The 2,317-nt window shown below is 67.2% G+C and carries 3 protein-coding genes and 1 pseudogene; all 4 read left to right on the top strand.

Annotation, left to right across the window (positions count from 1 at the left end; translation table 11 throughout):
- On the top strand, positions 1-703 hold a 703-nt coding region (locus AC2VON_RS08190), incomplete at its 5' end, for a bifunctional riboflavin kinase/FAD synthetase (protein WP_486952502.1).
- A gap of 133 nt (positions 704-836) precedes the next feature.
- Entirely contained in the window at positions 837-1,106 is a 270-nt protein-coding gene (gene rpsO, locus AC2VON_RS08185; protein WP_486952501.1) for a 30S ribosomal protein S15, read from the top strand.
- A gap of 11 nt (positions 1,107-1,117) precedes the next feature.
- The gene (gene lppU, locus AC2VON_RS08180) at positions 1,118-1,675 is read left to right on the top strand and encodes an LppU family putative lipoprotein (RefSeq protein ID WP_486952500.1); all 558 of its coding nucleotides are present in this window, start codon (positions 1,118-1,120) and stop codon (positions 1,673-1,675) included.
- 288 nt (positions 1,676-1,963) lie between these two features.
- Positions 1,964-2,317 (top strand): annotated as a pseudogene (locus tag AC2VON_RS08175) (polyribonucleotide nucleotidyltransferase); the annotation flags it as partial.

Raw genomic sequence — 2,317 nt, 5'->3', positions numbered from 1 at the left:
GATGCCGTTCACCACCGATTTCATGAAGCTCACGCCGGAGCGCTACATCCACGAGCTGCTGGTCGAGCACCTGCACGTGGTGGAAGTGGTGGTGGGTGCGAACTTCACCTTCGGAAAGAAGGCGGCAGGCAACGTCGACCTGCTGCGCCGGGCGGGAGAGCGATTCGGCTTCGCGGTCGAGGCGATGTCGCTGCTGGCCGAACATCACGACTCCGAGACCGTGACCTTCTCCTCCACCTACGTCCGGTCCTGCGTCGACGCGGGTGACGTGGTGGCGGCCGCCGAGGCGCTGGGCCGCCCGCACCGCGTGGAGGGGGTGGTGGTGCGCGGCGACGGGCGGGGCACGCAGCTAGGCTTCCCGACCGCCAACGTGGCGCCGCCGATGTATTCGGCCATCCCGGCCGACGGGGTGTACGCCGCCTGGTTCACTGTCCTCGGGCACGCTGTGGTGACGGGCACCATCGTTCCGGGCGAGCGGTACCGCGCGGCGGTGTCGGTAGGCACCAACCCGACATTTTCCGGGCGCACCCGCACCGTCGAGGCGTTCGTGATCGACAGCACCGGTGACCTGTACGGCCAGCACGTCGCGGTCGACTTCGTCGCCCGGATCCGGGGCCAGCAGAAGTTCGCATCGGTGCCTGACCTGGTCGCCGCCATGAACGCCGACACCGAGAAGGCGCGCAGCCTGCTGGATGCCGACTGAATTTCCTTCGTCGACGGGCTCGTTGGGCTTGCCGGGTGCCCACGCTGTTAAACTCGCCGCCGCGGGGTGTGCTGCAGTTCGCGGTGGCCGCCCGTTATACCGATGATCGCGGACCGATTGATGGAGATGCTTCGTGGCGCTGACGGCCGAGCAGAAAAAAGAGATCCTGAGCACCTACGGCCTGCATGAGACCGACACCGGATCGCCGGAGGCGCAGGTCGCATTGCTGACCAGACGGATCACCGACCTCACCGAGCACCTCAAGGTGCATAAACACGACCACCACTCGCGGCGCGGTCTGCTGCTGCTGGTGGGGCGGCGGCGGCGACTGCTCAAATACGTGGCTCAGGTTGATGTGGAGCGGTATCGGTCGCTCATCGAGCGTCTGGGCCTGCGGCGCTGACGTCGTATGCCATGCGTGTCCTGACGGGGGGTACCGCCCGCTTGCGGGGGAGGGTCGTGTTGGCAGCCACTGTGAGCACTGTGAGCACTGTGAGCACACTGATCACCGCAGGGTTGACCGGGTGCTCGTCGGCGGCCAACACCGCGGACCTGAAGGTGGGGGATTGTCTGCACGTCGGCGGCACCTCGGACCGGCCGACGGCGACCGAGGCGGTCTGCGGAAGCCCGACCTCCAACTTCAAGGTGGTGGTTGTGGTGAAAGGAGACGGCGGTGACGGCGAGCAGTGCCCGGCCGACGTCGACTCCTCCTATTCGATGCGAAACGCGTTCAGCAGGTCGGCCAGCACCGCCTGCCTGGACATCGACTGGGTGGTCGGCGGCTGCATGAGTGTCGACCCCGAGCACAACACCGACCCGGCGCGGGTGGACTGCACCGACACGTCGGCGCCGCACCGCCAGCGTGCCACCCAGATCCTCAAGGATGCGGCCAACGTCGACCAGTGCGCCAGTGGCCTGGGCTACGCCTACGACGACCGCAGGTTCACGGTGTGCGTGGAGGACGTGAACTGAATCCGCGCTATCAAAGCGTGTAGAGTAAGGCCGTTCCAGGCCGTCTAGGCAGCATAGGCCGGGATATCGGTGTGGGCCGCGCAGCTTCGCGCGCTCCGCTCCGGCTCGTCACGACGGGATACGATCACCGGGCAGCTGAACCTGTATCGGGCGGTCTTCGGTAGTGGCGGCCGGGCTCCCAGTTCGGGACAGAGCCGGCCGCTTCGATCGACGACCGTGGCCGCATCCGGTTCTCGGGGTCCACGCGGGGCGAAGCGAAACAACCGATTGAGCCCAGAACGGACATTCATGTCGGTAGCTGAAATTGAACAGGGCGTGTTCGAGTCGACCGCCACCATCGACAACGGGAGTTACGGCACCCGCACCATTCGTTTCGAGACGGGCCGGATGGCCCGGCAGGCCGCCGGGGCGGTCGTCGCCTACCTGGACGACGAGACCATGCTGCTGTCGGCGACCACCGCCAGCAAGGCGCCGAAAGAGCATTTGGACTTCTTCCCGCTGACCGTCGACGTCGAGGAGCGGATGTATGCCGCCGGACGAATCCCCGGGTCGTTCTTCCGGCGTGAGGGCCGGCCGTCCACCGACGCGGTCCTGACCTGCCGGCTCACCGACCGCCCGCTGCGCCCGTCGTTCGTCGCCGGC

This window comes from Mycobacterium sp. TH-M82 (genome assembly GCF_057473605.1).
The sequence above is the reverse complement of the archived record's forward strand: the minus strand, read 5'-3'. Positions and strand labels throughout refer to the sequence as shown.

Coding starts and splice junctions, on each gene's coding strand:
- lppU (WP_486952500.1), top strand. CDS start 1,118: ATGCGTGTCCTGACGGGGGGTACCGCCCGCTTGCGGGGGAGGGTCGTG.